This window comes from Klebsiella sp. BIGb0407, assembly GCF_024807845.1.
Taxonomy (GTDB): Bacteria; Pseudomonadota; Gammaproteobacteria; order Enterobacterales; family Enterobacteriaceae; genus JGM124.
The window spans coordinates 841,831-859,586 of the sequence record NZ_JANUEQ010000001.1; the positions used below are offsets into that span (position 1 = coordinate 841,831).

At 48.2% G+C, this 17,756-nt stretch carries 17 protein-coding genes; 6 read left to right on the plus strand and 11 right to left on the minus strand.

Annotated elements, in window-relative coordinates:
* Positions 1–5: 5 nt before the first annotated feature.
* From M2387_RS04015 to M2387_RS04045, 7 genes are all read right to left on the minus strand, one after another.
* Complete coding sequence (locus M2387_RS04015) at positions 6–2,480, minus strand: fimbria/pilus outer membrane usher protein (RefSeq protein WP_259047329.1); 2,475 nt, start codon at positions 2,478–2,480, stop codon at positions 6–8.
* Positions 2,481–2,554: 74 nt separating this feature from the next.
* On the minus strand, positions 2,555–3,112 hold the full coding sequence (locus M2387_RS04020) for a fimbrial protein (protein WP_259047331.1): 558 nt from the start codon (positions 3,110–3,112) through the stop codon (positions 2,555–2,557).
* A gap of 76 nt (positions 3,113–3,188) precedes the next feature.
* Positions 3,189–3,740, minus strand: coding sequence for a fimbrial protein (locus M2387_RS04025; protein WP_259047332.1), 552 nt, complete (start codon positions 3,738–3,740; stop codon positions 3,189–3,191).
* A gap of 1,143 nt (positions 3,741–4,883) precedes the next feature.
* The gene (locus M2387_RS04030) at positions 4,884–6,176 is read right to left on the minus strand and encodes a TRAP transporter large permease (protein ID WP_259047333.1); all 1,293 of its coding nucleotides are present in this window, start codon (positions 6,174–6,176) and stop codon (positions 4,884–4,886) included.
* Positions 6,177–6,246: 70 nt separating this feature from the next.
* Complete coding sequence (locus M2387_RS04035; RefSeq protein ID WP_259047334.1) at positions 6,247–6,750, minus strand: TRAP transporter small permease; 504 nt, start codon at positions 6,748–6,750, stop codon at positions 6,247–6,249.
* Between the two features lie 85 nt (positions 6,751–6,835).
* The gene (locus M2387_RS04040; RefSeq protein WP_259047335.1) at positions 6,836–7,870 is read right to left on the minus strand and encodes a DctP family TRAP transporter solute-binding subunit; all 1,035 of its coding nucleotides are present in this window, start codon (positions 7,868–7,870) and stop codon (positions 6,836–6,838) included.
* A 123-nt stretch (positions 7,871–7,993) separates the two neighbouring features.
* Positions 7,994–9,247, minus strand: a complete 1,254-nt coding sequence (locus M2387_RS04045) for an enolase C-terminal domain-like protein (protein WP_259047337.1) — start codon at positions 9,245–9,247, stop codon at positions 7,994–7,996.
* A 460-nt stretch (positions 9,248–9,707) separates the two neighbouring features.
* On the opposite strand from M2387_RS04045, the gene M2387_RS04050 reads away from it, so the two are divergent.
* Both M2387_RS04050 and M2387_RS04055 read left to right on the plus strand, forming a co-directional pair.
* Complete coding sequence (locus M2387_RS04050) at positions 9,708–10,448, plus strand: FadR/GntR family transcriptional regulator (RefSeq protein WP_259047339.1); 741 nt, start codon at positions 9,708–9,710, stop codon at positions 10,446–10,448.
* A gap of 280 nt (positions 10,449–10,728) precedes the next feature.
* Positions 10,729–11,733 (plus strand): aldo/keto reductase, encoded by a 1,005-nt coding sequence (locus M2387_RS04055; RefSeq protein WP_259047340.1) that lies wholly within the window; start codon positions 10,729–10,731, stop codon positions 11,731–11,733.
* Positions 11,734–11,754: 21 nt separating this feature from the next.
* Here M2387_RS04055 and M2387_RS04060 read toward each other — a convergent pair whose 3' ends face one another.
* Positions 11,755–12,681, minus strand: a complete 927-nt coding sequence (locus M2387_RS04060; protein WP_259047341.1) for a LysR family transcriptional regulator — start codon at positions 12,679–12,681, stop codon at positions 11,755–11,757.
* Positions 12,682–12,918: 237 nt separating this feature from the next.
* Here M2387_RS04060 and M2387_RS04065 point away from each other — a divergent pair, with 237 nt between their 5' ends.
* Both M2387_RS04065 and M2387_RS04070 read left to right on the plus strand, forming a co-directional pair.
* Positions 12,919–13,290, plus strand: a complete 372-nt coding sequence (locus M2387_RS04065) for a CidA/LrgA family protein (protein ID WP_259047342.1) — start codon at positions 12,919–12,921, stop codon at positions 13,288–13,290.
* Positions 13,283–13,972: an LrgB family protein gene (locus M2387_RS04070; protein ID WP_259047343.1), complete on the plus strand. Its 690-nt coding sequence runs from the start codon at positions 13,283–13,285 to the stop codon at positions 13,970–13,972. Before M2387_RS04065 ends, M2387_RS04070 begins: the two co-directional genes overlap by 8 nt.
* Positions 13,973–14,019: 47 nt before the next feature.
* Here the strand turns inward: M2387_RS04070 and M2387_RS04075 are convergent, their stop codons facing one another.
* Complete coding sequence (locus tag M2387_RS04075) at positions 14,020–14,340, minus strand: AzlD domain-containing protein (RefSeq protein WP_259047344.1); 321 nt, start codon at positions 14,338–14,340, stop codon at positions 14,020–14,022.
* Between the two features lies 1 nt (position 14,341).
* Entirely contained in the window at positions 14,342–15,079 is a 738-nt protein-coding gene (locus M2387_RS04080; protein ID WP_259047345.1) for an AzlC family ABC transporter permease, read from the minus strand.
* Positions 15,080–15,190: 111 nt separating this feature from the next.
* On the opposite strand from M2387_RS04080, the gene M2387_RS04085 reads away from it, so the two are divergent.
* The gene (locus M2387_RS04085; protein ID WP_259047346.1) at positions 15,191–16,024 is read left to right on the plus strand and encodes an AraC family transcriptional regulator; all 834 of its coding nucleotides are present in this window, start codon (positions 15,191–15,193) and stop codon (positions 16,022–16,024) included.
* 3 nt (positions 16,025–16,027) lie between these two features.
* Here the strand turns inward: M2387_RS04085 and M2387_RS04090 are convergent, their stop codons facing one another.
* Positions 16,028–16,717 carry an aspartate/glutamate racemase family protein gene (locus M2387_RS04090; protein WP_259047347.1) on the minus strand — a complete coding sequence of 230 codons (690 nt, stop codon included), beginning with the start codon at positions 16,715–16,717 and terminating at the stop codon, positions 16,028–16,030.
* A gap of 129 nt (positions 16,718–16,846) precedes the next feature.
* Between M2387_RS04090 and M2387_RS04095 the strand changes: the two genes are divergently transcribed.
* Complete coding sequence (locus M2387_RS04095) at positions 16,847–17,734, plus strand: LysR family transcriptional regulator (RefSeq protein ID WP_259047348.1); 888 nt, start codon at positions 16,847–16,849, stop codon at positions 17,732–17,734.
* Positions 17,735–17,756 lie beyond the last annotated feature (22 nt).

Below are 17,756 nucleotides of genomic sequence, written 5' to 3' on the forward strand. Positions count from 1 at the left end.
GACTGTCATTTACAGGGCAATAATGCTGCTGTCGAACGACGTTCTATAGTAGGAGGAATGGTTACCTGGCACTGTGTTTTCCCGTTCCAGATAACTTTTAACGCTTCAAGCGGATTAATCCCTGCCAGCCATGTTTCCCCGCCTTCCATGACCATTCCCACGCTTACACCATCGGCATTGAAAACCTCAGCACCAAATGGTGGATAGGTACCGTCAGCCAGACGAATAATCCCCATCATTTTCTCACCTTTCGCCATACCGAAAGCCTGATAACCGATGGCTCCCTCTGTCAGGGTCGAGGTACTGATTGCTTTTGCCGGTTCAATCGAATCGGACATAGCGTCAACGTCAACACGGGTATCAAAACTATTATAGCTAACGATGTCAGGAACAACGGCGATACCAAAATTATTGGTTCTTGATTTACCATCATTCAGTGGAACATCTCCGACACCGTTGGTATTAACCATCACGCGCGCGGTATTAAGTGTGGCCCCACCATTGTGAAGAGCTGCACCGTGGCGCGTCGCTGTGAAGCCACCTCGCAGAGTCGTACCCAGAGATGCATAGCCATTCTGCTGATAGCTGGCGTTGCTGTTGATCTCAGCATATTGCGCGCGGCGTTGGTAATAGCCGTCGAAATTGGCATTGCCGCTTTGACTTGCACCGGCACGCACCTGCCACAGATTGTTGTAGTCGCTATTATCGGCATAGGACAGCATCGGGCTGCTTTTGCCGTTATTGGTCTGGATATCCAGTCCTGCCCATCTACTGTCGCCAACCGGAATAGAAAGTGAGAGCGAGATAGAGTCGTCTTTACGCCCCTGATAATAAGAACGGTAGGCCGAAATATTCGTCGTTATTCCACGGATATCACCAATATTAAATGCGCGCCCCACGGAAACACCGTAACGATTCTGGCTTCCTTGATTCCAGTAGTTCTGGTGGGTATAGGTCAAGAAGACCGTGGTCGCTTTACCCGGCTCATTAGCCCAGAACGTTTTATTCCCGGTAATGGTGTAGACTTCTTTTTCACGACCCAAGCCGTCATATCCTTCATAGCGTTCGTTCAAATATTGCGAGAAAGAACGAAAATCTTGCTCAGCAAAACGGTATCCTGCAAAGGTAATCGAGCTGTTATATTCGTCGAACGTTTTCGCATAACTGAGCTTATATGCCATACCTTTAATACGGTTTTGCGTAGGCTGCCGACTAAAGGACTGAATGACATCCGCAGAGATAGCACCGAGCACGCTAAGATCCCGGCCAAGACCGATGGAAATAGCGGAATAGTTAGACCCGGCAGTTTGTAATCCACCAAACAGCGACCAGGCATTGGTGAGCCCCCAGGAGAAATCACCGGATGCAAATCCCGGTCCCTGTAATTTATGGCTATAGCGCGACGGTGCGCCCATGGCCAGGTTATAGCGAACATAACCCGGACGGGTAAGATAAGGAATATTGGCGGTGTTGACCTGGAAGGTAGACACGGAACCGTCCTGATCTTCTACCTGAACATCCAGTGTCCCTCGCACAGAACTACGTAAATCCTGAATATTAAACGGCCCGGCGGGAACCGTTGTTTCGTAAATAATACGTCCGTTCTGGCTTACCGTAACTTTGGCGTTAGTTTTAGCTACACCACGAATTTCCGGCGCGTAGCCTTGCAGATTTGGGGGCAGCTGACGCTCGTCTGTGACCAGATTAAGCCCGGTAAAACGCACCGTATCAAAGACTTGGGAATTGAGATAGATCTCACCTGCCGTCAACTTCGCTGCCATCATTGGCAGCGGTCGATAAGCGTAGATCTGATTCATATTAAAATCGAACTGATGCTGTGCACTGTAATAGCTGGTCTGGTATTCACCTCGTAAACGCCAGGGGCCGAGGTTCGCCCCAGTCTGCCCATAACCACTCATGCTGCTGTAGTTTTCGTGTGCGTCAAATTGCCGGGTATATTGCCCGGTCAGACTATAATCAAATAAAAAGCCACCTATCCCCTGGTCCCAGCGTTCCGGAGGCGTCCAGTTTGGATCGTTATATTTCATCCAGGCTTGCGGAATAGAAATATCCAATTCTCCAGCATAGTTAGTCAGAGTACTACCAGGAAGACTGAGCACGTTATAGCAATCGGTATGCGGCTGCTCTACTTTTAATAATGCCTCTTCTTTTAAGGCTAATTTTGACAGTATTTCACCGTTAATACAGGCCTGGGTATGCTTATCATCTTTCGTTGCCAGATAACGAACCTTTTTCTGTCCTATTGCCTGGCCATTGACTTTTATATCCAACAGATATTCACCCGCTGGTACATAGTTATCGGTTGCAAAACGTGTTAAATCGACATTACCGCGATCGGCAGCATCCAGGACATCAGTATTGAACTCCACATCTGCTGCGGCATAAGCCATAGGAGAACAACAGAATATAAGGATCTGAGAGAGGATTATATTTATTGTTATTTTTAGTTCTGCGGACATAACTATTCATCCCCGATCATTCAATAAAATATCGCGTGCAGTGAACACATTAAAATGAGAATCAATGCTTGTTTTTAGTTATAATCCATAAAGAAATTGGTAACAGCATAAAACTCACCGGCTTTAATATGTCTGTGAATAGGTACCAGTGAAGCGGTAAACCTCAGAGTATTATTTTTATCGCTAAATAAATATCCCGAAGAACGCTCACCAAAAGTTAACAGCTCTCCACGTTGATCGTAAATCTGTATTCCAAATCCTTCACCTTCACCTGAAGGCATAAGCACTGTCGAATCATTGATTGAAACATTACCGTTAAAAGTAATAGTGGCAAAAGCAACAGAGGTTGATGGATTTTGACTACCAAAAGACTGGCAGCCCACTAAATGAATTAAAAAAGGGCGGGTCAACTTAGTCTCTTGATTCAGGTTAATATCGCGAGCGGATACATTACCAAACTCAACCCACAAATCTCGTGACTTTGGATCTATATCACAGGCGGCAGCAACCAGTTCGCCGGAAAGAGCTAATTCCCCGGGAGTTGTAATATCAGCACTCAAAGCATGTCCGGAAAAGAGCAGTACGGATATAAATAATGCCAGCCGTTTATTTTTCTCTGTACCCTTAGCCATACTCAGAATTCCATATAATATGGTATCTAGCTTACAATGCGGGGAATACACCCCGCATACGATATTTCAAAATCGATTATTGATAAGCGATAGTGAAATTGATAGTTGATTTAAAATCACCGGCGGTTACAACAGGTGCTGTACCGTCAGCTGATTTAGCTTCAGCTTTCAGAATAGCAACGAAAGGAATAATACTATTACCGTTAACCAGGGTAACAGGAGTTGTAGCTGCGCCCCAAGTTACGTCCTGGCTCGCGCTGTCTTTCAGAACGATACCTGCACCAGCTGCAGAACCAGAAGTAAATGCTGCCAGGCTAGCATCAGCAGGGCTAACAACAGTTGGGGTATAAGAAACAACAGCTGTTTTAGCTACAGTAGTATCGCAATACTGTAGTTCGATATTTTTAGTTTCAGTTGCCTGACCGCCATTCTGCAGCAGAGAAACTGGAACCTGACCGAAATCAACAGTTACCGGGCTTGATGATGGTGCTAAACCGCAAGCGGTATTAACCAGTTCACCTTGAAGTTCAATCACGCCAGAGGTGGTATCAGTAACAGCAGCCATTGCAGACATAGAGCCAAGAACCGCAGTTAATGCAACAGCCATAGCAACTTTATTCAGTTTCATAGAGAATTCCCGCATTTAAATTTTTTATCATAAAAGAGTAAGGAGCTATAACATTATTTCGGTATATTCCGGCAATAATCCTCAACTCTCTACACCCTCGAAAACCCGTTTCAATAATTACGTTTGTTAATATTAATTATTGCCAGATCCCCTTGTCGAAATAAATATTACCAAGCATTTCCTTACGTAAAAAGAAATAGATTTACCAGGGAATAAATAAAAAATTTAACCTCGCGAACCTGGTGAGCCCAGAAAATTAACTCGCGGCCAATTGGGATATATCCTAAAAACAACCCTGTTAGTTAAACAATAGCGAAACAAATTTCAGATTTATGGGTTAAATAATTGTGAAACAGATCTCCACTTATTAACAAACCACCCCGCCACTCAAGAAACATAAAAAAAACCAAAGCAGTTCAAAAACTTCATCATATTTATAACATACTGACGCAGATCAACAATTATGACATTAATTAATAAAATAATCACAAACTACTTAGCAACTCATTAACATCTCTCTCTGGCCAATCGTTAAATTCCGTCTGTTACTGATGGCTTTTAAATAATAACCCGGGCAATTACCGGTCGTATTCCGAACACATAAATTCAATGCGAAAACCAATTAAAAAACATTAATTTCAATATGATAGACAATATCCGACAATTCAATTATCACAATTGCCCTGCTACGTTCACCTGGCAACTCCAGCTCATTACAGCGGTATGCTCCTGACCGTCTATTGCCGCCATAACTCCGCTCAAAAACCTGAAAAATTGATCTAATCATTGTTATGGGCTTAATAGATTAATTCCTCTATTTGGCAAATTTGATTCAGTTCGGCCCACCGTCAGATGTCCATACAGAAAAAACCACTCTCACGACAATCTGCGCCGGGAAAAATCATGTTTAATCACCAGAGATCAGAAAACTATTGGCAACATATTCGCAAGACGATTGTCCGCAGGGAATCAAAGAGAAGTAAATCCGGAAAGTACTCATAAAGGAGGGCGTTAAATATGTCGTTGATAGCGTTTTAGCCGCCAATAACGGACTCATTCCATAATAATGCGGAGTGAGTCCGTTATTTAAGTGAGAAAATACAAACCTGGAATATTGTTCCCCTGCTCTCGTTAACGGCTACATCAGGATGTTAGCCAGCCAAGTGGCACCATTACCAGTTGCGGGAACAGCACCAGCAGGAACAGCACGATAAACTGCGCCAGCACAAACGGCCAGACGCCCATAATGGCCTGATTCATCGGCAGCTGTGCTATCCCTCGCACCACATTGAGCACATTCCCTGCCGGCGGTGTGAGTAAGCCAATCGCGTTATTCATGATAAACAGAATACCGAAGTAGACCGGGTCAATCCCCGCCTGAATCACCACCGGCAGTAACACCGGGGTCAGGATCAGAATGGTCGGGGTAAAATCCATAAACATGCCGATAAGAATGATAATACCCATCATCACCAGCAGCATCAGCGTCGGGCTGTCGCTCAGCGGTAACAGCATCTGGGCAAAGGCCGCCGGAATATTGGCCACGGTTATCATATAAGCCGACAGCATGGCAGCCGCCACCATCAGCATAATCACCGCCGTCATATTGGCAGCATTGGCAACCAGCTTATAGAAATTATGAAGTTTGATTTCACGGTAGATAAAGCAGCCGACAAACAGCGAATAGACTGAAGCCACTACCGCTGCTTCGGTCGGGGTAAATATCCCCATCCGCAGGCCGACAATAATAATCACCGGCAGCATCAGAGCCCAGATACTGCGTCCGGTCTCTTTTAAACGCTCGCGCATCGGCATTTTAGGGTAGACCTTCAGGCTGCCCTCTTTGCCGGACTTACGCATCAGGATATTCCAGGTGACAATTAACGCCAGTGCCATCAATAACCCTGGCACAATCCCGGCCATAAACAGCTTGGTGATAGAGACGTTGCCAATGATCCCGAACAGAATAAGCCCTACCGAAGGCGGCAGTACCGGGGCAATCACGCCCCCGGCACCTATCAGCCCGGCAGATCGTGCCGGGTCATAGCCTCCGGCTTTCATCATCGGTAACAGCATCGCGGCCAGCGCCGCGGTATCGGCCACCGCTGAACCGGAAAGGCTGGCCATAATCAGCGCGGCAAAGACCACCACATAACCCAGCCCGCCGGGAATATGCCCGACCCAGGCAACGGCGAGGTTAACAATACGTTTTGAGATCCCGCCCGCCAGCATAAACTCACCGGCCAGCAGGAAGAAGGGAATCGCCAGCAGCGCAAAGTTATCGGCTCCCGGAATAATGGTCTGGATGATAATCTGCGGGTCAAACATCCCCTGCGCCAGCATCAGAACCACGCCACTGAGTAACAAGGCAAAAGCCACCGGAACCCCGAGCGCCAGAGTCCCCAGCAATGTAATGACAAATAATCCGATAATCATAGTTTTTCCTGCTAAAAGATAAGGAAGCAGTCGGGTAATCAGACAGATAGCGGTGCGCTATCGTCAGAGGCTATTTATTGCGTACGGCCATGGAGTATTCAGCCTCATCAACGCGGCCCATTAGCAGGCGGACAATATTGTTCAGGCAGATAATGCCCATGCTGGCGGAGGAGAGATAAATCACGCCGTAGACCATCAGCAGCGGGATCTCACTGACGGGCGCGGGGTCGTCGGAAAAAATATCGTGCTGCATCCAGAAGCCATAAAACATCAGCGCGCAGCAGATAAAGACCAGCAGCTGGCTGACACCCCAGCAGACTTTTCTTGAGCTTTTCGGCAGCAGGACCTGGACGGTATCCACGCTCAGATGCTTCTGGTTGCGGGAGGCGACAATCGCGCCGAGGAAAATCACCCAGAAAAAGCAGAACCGGGAGAGTTCGTCTGAAATAGGAAAACCGGAATGAAAACCGTAACGCATAATCACGTTACCAAACACCATCACCATCATGCAGACCATGCACAGCACCATGACCGCTTCCAGTGCTTTAAAGAAAAGATTAATCAGCCACTGCATACTCTCTCCGGGAATATTATTCCGTCACACCCATCCCTGAGACGCCGCTATCTGCTGACGTCTCAGGGCAGAATTACTCAGACTTTTATTTTAAGGACTGGCGAACCTTGTCTCTTTCGGCAACGAAGTTTTCCACAAACTCAGCGCCGATAATCTTGGTGTGCTTGTCGAATACCGGCTGTACCACGGCGCGGATTTTTTCCATTTCTTCAGGGGATAAGGTGCTGATTTTCATGCCGTGTTTGGCCAGTTCCGTCAGGGCGTTATCCACCTGGCTTATCTCCTGCTCACGCTGGAAGGTCCGCGTCTCTTCTGCGGCTTCTCTGACTATCGCCTGCTGTTCCGGGCTAAGGGAGTCGAACCATTTTTTGGAGACCACCAGCGCAACCGGGGTATAGACGTGGTTAGTGGTGGTGAGGTTATTTTCCACTTCGTAGACTTTGTTCTGGTACATATCCACCACCGGGTGCTCGTGTCCGTCAAGAACGCCGGTCTCCAGGGCGGTAAACACTTCCGAGTAAGCCAGCGGCACCGGGTTAATGCCCATTGCCTGGAAGCTGTCGATAGCCACTTTGGTTGGCATCACGCGGATTTTCAGGCCTTTCATATCTTCCAGTGAGTTCACCGGATGCTTGTTATTGGCCAGGTCACGGAAAGCGCCGCCACTCCAGGTCAGGGGGTACATACGCATGCTGTAGAGGCTTTCGAGCATTTTCTGCCCGACCGGGCCATCGAGGACTTGAGCGGCTTCCGCATCGCTCTGGAACAGGAACGGGAAATCAAAGATTTGCAACTCTTTCTGACGTCCGGCTAACGGCGATAAGGCCCCCATATAGAATTGCTGGGTGTCACTCTGGATTGCCTGGAGCATCTGCTGTTCAGACCCGAGGGTGCCGGAGCTGAAGACATCGATCTTAATCTCGCCGTTACTTTTTTCTTTCACCGTATCGACAAAACGTTGCATGGCGATACCGCGTGGATGCGTGTCGGTGAAGGAGTGTCCCAGACGGGCGGTCTTAACGTCATTCGCAGAGACCGTCATGGCCGTCATCAGCGTGCTGAATGCCAGACCGCCTGCCAGAACCCACTTATTAATATTTTTATAGTTTATTAACGACATAAATAACCTCGGATTTATTGAATATATTTTTCTTAAATGACTCAGATACAATTAATATATGAGCCATAAACTCATTATCTTTTTATAAATGACAGGGATGAGTGAATAGTTAATTAACCAATACTAAGGCCTTGACGCCGTGCCATCCGGTGTTCGGGCCATTGTCCAGGACGGAATACCGCCTTCACAGGGATATTTCGCGGCTTTAGCTTCATCAATATCAATGCCAAGGCCGGGCTTATCGTTCAGATAAGCATAACCCCGGTCAATTTCCGGACAGCCCGGGAAGACATCACGCAATGCCTCATTCATTGGCGTGTATTCCTGAACACCGAGATTAGGAGAACTCATATCCAGATGCATATTGGCGCAGACGCCCACAGGAGAGATATCCCCCGGGCCGTGCCAGGCTGTACGCACGCCATTCAGTTCGCTGTAAATCGCGAGTTTCTTCGCGGGCGTAATACCGCCGATAGTACTGACATGACAGCGGATATAATCGATCAGTTTATTATCAATCAGTGGCTTCCACTCATTGACGTTAACAAACAGCTCGCCCATTGCTATCGGGGTTGAGGATTGCTGACGTAGCATTTTCAGCCAGTCGATATTTTCCGGTGCGACCGGATCTTCAAGATAGAAGAGCTGATATTGTTCCAGTGTTTTTGCCAGATTAATCGCCGTCACGGGTGTGACGCGTTCATGGACGTCATGAATAAACTCGATACCGAAACCCAGTTTATTACGCAGATGGTCAAATAAACGTGGAACACTTTTGGCGTAGGCGTCCGGGTCAAAATAGATACCCGGGGTTTTGCTGCGTGGTGAGCGTTTTGGCAGAATATTTTTCGCACGCGCCAGTTGAGTGGCAATCAGTTTAAGATCGTCAGTGCCAGCACCGCCGTACATCCCCATCTGACAGCGGACATACTGGTAGCCCTCTTCCATTCTGGCGCGAATATTATCTTCTACTTCGATTTCATCGCCACCATCGGTATGACAGTACAATGGAATACCGTCACGACACTTGCCACCTAACAGGTCATAAACCGGCATTCCTGCAAGTTTACCTTTGATATCCCACAGCGCCATATCTACGCCAGACAGGGCATTATTCATAATAGGTCCGTTACGCCAGTAACCACTCACCGCCGCAGACTGCCAGATATCCTCAATACGCGTCGGATCTTTGCCCGTCAAAAATGGTGCCATATATTCATCAATAGCACTTTTCACGGCAAAAATGCGCTGGGTAAAGGTTGCACATCCCAGACCATAGAGACCCGGCTGGTTGGTTTCGACTTTCACAATGGCCAGATCGATCCCACCGGGTGCTGTCAGAATCGTTTTTACATTGGTAATTTTCAGGTTACTCACTCGCATTCCTCAGTTCTGCAAATTGACTGCACACCACATTTGTTGTGAATTAGATTACAACAACCTGTAAGTCGTCCTACATATTTACGCTTTTATATCACGCTTAATCTTAGGAGGAATGTTAAATATTCTATTCTGTGACATGGATCAACAGAATCGATAAGTCATAATTATTACCATATAAATCATATACGTATATTTTTTATTGTACGTTTCACAGATTTTTTATTATCATAAATGTGAAATTATCAGTATGATATTTCTTTTTATTTCACATAAAAACAAGAAAGCTGTCATACATATTTTTGGCGGGGGAGTAAGAAGAGATATGCAGTGGGTATCTGGCCTGAACGGCCGGTGTACTGACAGCTAAGCGTTCAGGTATACTTGTCCTGACAGGCCGTTTATTGCTTTAAATGATATATTTTGTGGTGTTTCATCACCTACAGGGATGCCTGAATTGAGTATAAAATCCATTCAAAAACAAAATGTCGTGAATGAAGTTTATGAGCAGATAAGCGCAAAATTACTGGATGGCAGCTGGATGCCCGGCAATCGTCTGCCCTCTGAAGCTGAACTGACCGTTTCCTTTAATGTCAGCCGAGTTAGCGTCCGCAGTGCGGTTCAGCGCTTTCGCGATCTGGGTATTGTGGTGACTCGCCAGGGTAGCGGCAGCTATGTCAGCGACAGCTTCACTCCCCAGATGTTGAGCAAAAATCCTCGCCCGGTTATGCATCTCAGTCGCGAGGAGTTTCACGATATGATGATTTTTCGCCAGACCGTCGAATTTAAATGCGTTGAACTTGCCGTTATTCATGCCACCGATGAGGATATTATTCAGCTTGAACAAGCGCTGAATAATATGCTTATCAATAAAGGCGACTATAAAAAATACTCAGAAGCCGACTACGAGTTTCACCTGGCTATTGTCCGGGCATCGCACAATAGCGTGTTTTACAACGTGATGAACTCGATTAAAGATATCTATTACTATTACCTGGAAGAGCTTAATCGCGCCCTGGGTATTACACTTGAAAGTGTGGAAGCCCATATCAAAGTATACCGGTCAATTAAAGAGCGCGACGCCAGTGCCGCGGTAAAAGTTCTCAATGAAGCGATGTCAGAAAATGTCACAGCGATTGAAAAGATAAAGTCTGAAGTCACTACTCAGCCAGATACGCAGCAGATGAAAAAGGCATAGCAATAGGCTGGGAGTGATACCCGAAATCTATTGCTTGCCCGCCCGCTTTTGTCCTTCATCTCTTCCCGGCGACATCTATGTCAGCCTGAGCTGCCTATACGGCAGCTTAGAAATATGCTTAATAAAATCAAGCCACACAATTACGGTTAAACAGAATAAACTAGAGCCTGGTGAATGAAGACAGCTTGTGTCCCTGACCCAATATAAAATTGACAGGTCAGTGTCTGAAAAAGTAGCCAGAGACCTACAGAACTCACAGACTGACTAAAAGGATATTTCAGTGCAATATAGCAAACTGGGTAACAGCGACCTGAACGTTTCACGCATTTGTCTGGGCTGTATGGGGTTTGGTGACGCACTTACCGGACAGCATAGCTGGACGCTGAATGAAGCAGAAAGCGCGGATATTATTCGCTATGCCCTTTCTAAGGGGATCAACTTCTTTGACACCGCCATCGCTTATCAGGCAGGTTCCAGCGAGCGCTATGTCGGTAAAGCTTTACGCTCTATGGCAAAGCGCGAAGAAGTGGTAGTCGCGACAAAATATCTTCCCCGCTCGGCGCAGCAGATTGCTGAAGGGGTCAGCGGCAAGCAGGCAATAGCCCTCTCACTCGACCAGAGCCTGCAAAATCTGGGTATGGATTATATCGATCTCTATATCTGTCATATGTGGGACAACAACACCCCGATACTCGAGGTGCTTGAAGCCCTGCACAATGCGGTGAAATCCGGTAAGGTGCGCGCTATTGGTATCTCAAACTGCTACGCATGGCAGCTTGCCAAAGCCAATGCGCTGGCAGTGCATGAGGGCCTGACGCCCTTTGTCTCGGTCCAGAGTCATTACAATTTGATTATGCGTGAGGATGAACGCGAACTGTTTGGTTTATGTGCGGAAGAGAATATCGCCATGACCCCTTACAGCGCGCTGGCGAGCGGCCGTCTTTCCCGCCTGACACAGACCAGCACCAAACGCGCGGATGAAGATAACTTCGCCAAAGGGAAATACGATAATACCGCCGAGCAGGACGCGCCGATTATCCAGCGGGTTGCCGAACTCGCCCAACAACGCCAGGTGTCCATGACTGAGATATCGCTGGCGTGGTTGCTGACGAAAGTCACAGCACCCGTAGTGGGGGCAACCAAAAAACATCATATTGACGGTGCGGTTAAAGCCGTTGACCTGATACTGAGTGAAGAAGAGGTTCGCTATCTGGAAGCCTGTTACCAGCCACATTCTCTTACCGGTGTGATGGCACAAAACCGACCTCAGGCCACTTTGAAATAATCAAGGCTGCGTCTGACTGGTTCAGTAACACCAGTCAGACTCTATGCTGTCGACAATAAACTCGATAAACGCACGGGTTTTAGCTGGAATGAGTTTGCCTGGCGGCATCAGCGCATGGAGACTGCCTTCCTCGATACTCTGCCATTCCGGCAATATGTGCACCAGGTTTCCCCGACCGATCTCTTCCCGTGTCAGCCATGCGGGTATAAGGGCAATACCCAGGCCATCTGTTGCCGCCTGTAGCAGGGCTTCCACATTATCAGACTGAAGCGGTCCTCGTGGCCGGATAATGCTTTTCTGACTGCCATTGCTCAGCACCCAGTCAGGCCAGTCCGCATGATTAACATAACCCAGACAACTGTGGGAGAGGAGCAGATCCGGATAGTCAGGAATGCCATGAATCCTGATATAGTCTGGTGAGGCAAAGAGCTGATAGCGGAACCGTGCCAGGCCTCTGGATACCAGCGTACTGTCAGTCAGCTTACCGGCACCGATAACCATATCGAAGCCTTCCGCCATGATATCCACCTGACGATCGCTAAAACGGATATCCAGGTGGATATCAGGATAACGGCGAATAAAACTCCGTAATCGGGGAACCAGCCATCGCCGGCCAAATGTGGCAGGAAGAGAGATTTTCAGACTCCCGCGCGGCATAGCCGCCAGCTCACTGACTTCAAGCCGGGCGTTATTCAGTTCATCGAGCAGGCCTTTAACGCGTTTGAAAAAAAACTCACCCGCTTCGGTCAGAGCGACATGGCGCGTGGTTCTGGCAAGCAGGCAGATACCCAGCCGAGTTTCAAGCTGTCTGATACGACGAGAAATCACAGTAGCGTCTCTGCCAAGCGCCCTTCCTGCCCCGGCAAAGCCACGATTCTCAACCACCGCAATAAAGGCGGTCAGCTCTTCGATATTCAGCGTTTCATCATATCCCTGCATTTTTTGCATTAAACTCATTCATCTGATGGTGATTATCAACCTCGGTACGGGTGATAAAATGCTGACAACAGAGACAGTATGGGTAAGGTTCCTGGAACCTGTCAAACTGGACTGTTGAGATGAACGATATCGGCTCATCAAGATACAAGCCTCCGAACGGAGGTTTTTTTATGAATGATGGAATAGAGCATGCCATCCCTGTCAAACTTTTTATCGAGCCCTCTCACTGTGTGAGTTGCTACGGACATGAATGCGATTAAAACTGCTTCACAGCTGATGGTTTACATCGGTCTTTTTCTGATAGCACAATTCCTGGTACTTCACCTTACCCTGCCCTTACCTGCCAATATTGTCGGTATGATGATGATGCTGGTTTTTCTGGTCTCCGGTATTCTTCCGGTACGCTTTGTCAAAGCGGGGTCAGCCTGGCTGCTGTCTGAAATGTTACTATTTTTCGTTCCGGCAGTGGTTGCTATTATCAATTACTTCAATGTGTTAGAGAAATTCGGCATCAGAATTTTTGCGGTCATCATTCTCAGTACGATTCTGGTGCTGGGCTGTACTGCGTTTGTCGTCGATAAATTGTTCATCTATGAGAACCGTAAAGCCCATGACTGACTTGATCTTGCAGTTCGGTTCTCTGGCCGTAACGCTGGTTGTCTATTATATCAACAAAAAGATATATAAAAGGTACCCCAGGTTATTGTTGATGCCGCTGTTACTCACGCCAGCCGTGTTGATAGGGATCATATTAGCCTCATCGCTGCCCTGGCGTGATTATATCGGCGAGTCGCACTGGCTTCTCTGGTTACTCGGACCGGCCACCATCGCATTTGCCGTCCCGGTCTATGAAAATACCCGTATGATCCGCAAACACTGGCTATCAATAACCGCGGGGGTTTTTACTGCCATTATCGTAGCATCCACCAGTTCGGTCTGGCTTGCCAGAGCCTTACAGTTGCCCGATGAGCTACAACGTACCCTGGTGGTTCGTTCGGTGACCACCCCCTTTGCGCTGTCGGCGGTACAAACCTTCGGTGGTCAGCCCGATCTGGCCGCTTTTTTTGTCGCGCTGACCGGAGTATGTGGATTTGCCGTGGGTGATTTTATCTTTCTGAGGTTAGCCATACGAAGTGGCGGTGCGATTGGGGCCGGATTTGGCGCGGCCTCTCATGGGGCGGGCACAGCGCGCTCTTATCAACTGGGTCAGGAACAAGGGGTTGTCGCAAGCCTGGTCATGATGTTGTCCGGTATCCTGATGGTAATAGGCTCCCCTCTGCTCAAAAACCTACTCTTTTAACCCGGAGGCCCGAAAACAGGCCTCGCGGTAACAATAGAGATAACGCGTTATATCAGCAGATAACTGAGTCCCGAAAAGGCCACCATACCAACAATTATCGTGGCAAACAGGCTGCGGGTGATAATACCTGCCAATATCGCAGCAATAGCTGCCAGCAGTGAAATACTGAGACCTCCACTGGTCAGAGCCGGTTTACCGAGCAGTTCAGCAGTAACAATCGCCGCCATCATCGCTGCGGGAATAAAACCCAGCCACTGCTGTAGGCCCGGAGCCAGTCGGAAGCGGGATAACAGTAAAATCGGGACTGTGCGCATCAAGGCGGTGACCAGCGCTGAAATCAGAATTGCGAGGAGAATATTTCTTTCCATCTTAGGATCTCTCTTTGCCGGATAATCTTAAACCCAGGGTCGCCAGGCTTGCAGCCACCGAGGCTGCGACAATCACTACGATGCTCATATCCGTTTTACCCGCCATCACTAATGTTATCAGCACGGCAACAATGATACTTAATGTTTCCAGCATCTTACGCTGACTGGCATACCACATAGCCAGCACCAGACCGATAAACATTGAGACCAGGCTAAAACTTAGCCCTTCCATTAAAGAGGCGGGCAATGATGAAGCCAGTTCTGCCCCAATCACACAGGCAAGGATCCAGTTCAGCCAGGCCGCCAGGTTAAGTCCGGACATCCAGGAGCAGGAGACTGAACCTCGCTCACTCCCTTGTTGCACCGCGACGCCGAAAGTCTCATCAGTCAGCAGTAGCCCGCTGGTTATTTTTTGCAACGAGGTATAGTCGCGAAAAAAGAGACTCATGGCCGAGCTCATTAACAAATAGCGGAGATTCACCAGCAGTACGCTCAGAACTACCGAGGCCACTTCAGCGCCAGCAGCCCACAATGAATAAAACATTAACTGCGCCGATCCGGCATATAACACACCGGCCAGTAACGCGGTATCCAGGGTGCTAAACCCTGATAATGTACCTATTGCACCAGCGGCAAAACCAATACTCCAGTAGCCGGGAATAGTGGGTAGACAAGCTACCACTCCCGCTCTGAATTCCGCCCTGCCCTTATCATTCGGTAGACTTTTTGTTATCAACATCAAATAATCTCATTCTGGTTACTGAAGGGTAATATTAAGAAATTGCCAGAACCGTGATAGTAAAATCCTGCGCATTGGTGAAAATTTTGATGATTAAAGGATGTCTGTTTGATGAAAAAAGTGCGGGATAAAATTAATCTCTGGCATGACAGTAAGCTGTATGGCGGGATGGAGATCCTGCGAGCGTCCTGCTATGAACACAGCTATCCCGCGCATTTTCATGATGAGTATGTGATTGCGGCTTTTGCGCGAGGCTCACAGCGAACCCGGATTTGTCGCGAGCGTGGCGTGGCCTCCGCCGGTACTGTGATGGTCATAATGCCCGGTGAAGTTCATACCGGCGAGGCAGTCCAGCGTGATGAAGGCTGGGATTACTGTGCCTTTTATCCGTCAGCTACTCTGATTAACGAAGTCGCCGAAACGGTCATTGGCGGGCGCGGTGAGGTCAATTTCGGTGGCGAGGGGATGCGCCACGATCCGCTGATGGCACAAAAAATGTTACAGGCTTCTGCCCGGCTGAGTGCGAATAGCGACCCTTTAGAAAAAGAGTGTCTGATGTATCAGGTACTGAATATGCTGGTCGGGCGTTACGGTGAACGTAACACTCATGGCGAAGTCACCAAAATACTGAGAGCGGATATTCGCCGGGCAATCGAGTTTTTACATTGCGCATACCAGCAACCTCTGATCGTCAAAGAGATTGCCGATGTGGCAGGACTGAGCGAGTTTTACTTTATGCGGACCTTTCAGGCTCAGACCGGCTTATCGGTCCATCAGTATCTGACCCAGATCCGTCTGGTAAAAGCCAAAGGATTACTGGCCAGAGGTTTGGATGCCGCTCAAGTCGCGACCGATGTGGGTTTTTACGATCAAAGTCACTTGATTAAATATTTTCGTATGCACTTTGGTACCACGCCGGGAGTCTTTGCGACAGCATCACTTTAGGGGCTAACCCAGCCTTTCAAATAACGTATTAATATGAATATCAACCACATCGAGTGCCGGAATAGAAAGCTCAGCGTCCGCGAATATCAGTGGGAGCTCAGTACAGCCAAGGATAATCGCCTCGATGCCCTCATCCTGATACATCCGCTCAGTAATCTCCAGGAAACGCTCGCGGGTTTGAGTGTTTATGATGCCTCTTTCAAGCTCATCGTGGATCTTCTGTGCAATAAAGTCGATTTCATCGCTGGCGGGAATAATGACCCGGATACCGGCGTCAATAAACGGCTGTTTGAAAAAATCAGCCTCCATCGTAAACCTTGTCCCCAGCAGCCCGACCTTTTTTAATTTCTGAGTTTTAACTTCGGTACAAGTGGAATCGATAATACTGACCAGCGGCACGGAGGTTGTTGCCTGAAGCTCATGGAAGACGATGTGGGGTGTATTTCCCGTCAGGGCAATGACTTCAGCGCCAGCAGCCTCGAGATTAGCCACGGCTTTTGCCAGGTAATTTGTCAGCGCGACGTAGTTTTTCTCCGCACACATCGCCAGCACATCATAGACGTTGATGCTTTCGATAGTCAGGCTGGGGAAAAAATGCTCACCTTTGCGTGCATTTGCCTCGTAGACAAATTTACGGTAGTACAGCAGGGTTGATTCAGGGCCGGTGCCACCGATAAGTCCGAGTTTTTTCATTTTCACCTCAATAATTGTCTGCACACTGACGACGAAAAATCGCCGCCAGGATCGATGAGTAAAATAAAAAACATGCAGTTTCTTTTCAATTGAATAAAATAGAATCCAGCTTTCAATTTTGGTGAATATATGGATATATCAGACTTTAAAACCGTTATTGCTCTGACTGAAACAGGCAGTATCACCTCTGCCGCCAGAGAGCTCTGTCGCGTCCCCTCGGCTATCACTACCCGGATACAAAACCTGGAAAGTAAACTCAGTACCGTGCTGTTTATCAAAGCGGAGAGGCGGTTTATTCCCACGCCGACAGGACAGCAACTGTATGAACATGCCCTGAAGATAGTGGAGCTGGTAAACCAGGCCGAGCAGCAGGCGGCAAAGCCGCAACCCGGTGGTCGATTCAGGCTGGGAGCACTCGACAGTATGGCGGCCACACGTTTACCCGCCCCGCTTTCAGCGCTTTATCGTCAGTATCATGGCATGACTATTGAACTGGTGACGGGCATTAGTCGGGTATTGCATGAGTCGGTAATAAACCACGAGCTGGATGCGGCATTTATTGCCGATGTTCCTGCTGATGAACGACTTGAACGTCTGGCGGTATTTACCGAAGAGTTAGTGATTATTGCCCCGGCTGGTTACCCGCCTATCCGGACAGCCGGTGCCCTGAAGGAAAGTACCCTGCTGGTTTTTCGCGATGGCTGTTCCTATCGTGACAGGCTGACAAACTGGCTCAGAAAAGCAGAGGTTAAGCCGTATCGTCTGGCTGAAATGTCGTCCTATCATGCGATTCTTGGCGGTGTAAGCGCGGGAATGGGCGTCGGAATCGTACCCAGAACGCTACTGAGTACATTCCCGGCACTGGATTTAATTACCCTGCATCCTTTTGAACAGTCAAGCAGCCAGGTGACCACTGAACTGGTATGGCGTAAAAAGGGAATGACCGCCAATACCCGGGCGCTAATCGATGTCATCGCTTCACAAGGCTTCCCTCAGATAGCCACTCATCAGGAGTAAAGGGCTTCCCTGCCCGGACCCT